Genomic DNA, 805 nt, shown 5'->3' on the forward strand with positions numbered 1-805 from the left:
TTCATCGTCCATAGATGCCAAAACAGCATTGATCTCATCCGCCCGCCTTTTAGCAGTGTCACTAAAGATACGCGGCGTTGCTGTCATATACAGACGTTTTTTACCTCGAATGATGCTGTTATCGTGAACCTTGATAAATTCAGATTCATTGTCTTCACTTCCCAATGAAGCCCCAGTTGTTCTATGCGCTTCATCACAAATGATCAGATCAAATTCGGGTAAACCATGCTCTTTTTGTGCATCCGAAATCACTTGGATTGAATGGTAAGTTGAAAAGATAACCGTCATTGCATCTGCTAGGTTTTCGCAAGCTTCTTTGGCAAGGGCTTGAGCATCCGTAGTAGCAGGGAGAACAAGATCTGATGTTTCCATACCAACAATATCATCTTGGTTTTTGCGACGCTTGCCTACTTTCGTATCCGAACACACAGCAAAAGAACGCAACGGGATTTGTGCATCAGCTGTCCATTCACGGATTGTTTGCGAGACTAAAGCCAGAGAAGGCACCAGAAACAAAACACGCTTGCCTTTCCCAGCAAGGGTTTCTGCTATCTTCAAACTGGTGAAAGTCTTCCCCGTTCCACATGCCATAATCAGCTTGCCACGGTCTGCTTCTTGTAAACCTTCACAGATTTTCTTGATGGCTTCTTCTTGATGGGGACGAGGCTTTTTTGTTGATTTCAAAACCACTTCTTTTTTTGTTGCAAATATTTGCCAATCTATCCGACTGTTTTCCATATGACGAAGGTCAATACGATAAACGGGTATCGCTTGTCCTTTAATCATGGCATTCACATTGTCACTT

At 43.0% G+C, this 805-nt stretch carries 1 protein-coding gene; it reads right to left on the reverse strand.

All coding sequences use genetic code 11. The features are described from left to right. A partial coding sequence (locus ACFIKX_RS10460) for a DEAD/DEAH box helicase family protein (protein ID WP_375661234.1) occupies positions 1–805 on the reverse strand: 805 nt, incomplete at both ends.

It is taken from the genome of Bartonella sp. CM86QHHN (assembly GCF_042194695.1).
Classification (GTDB): Bacteria; Pseudomonadota; Alphaproteobacteria; order Rhizobiales; family Rhizobiaceae; genus Bartonella.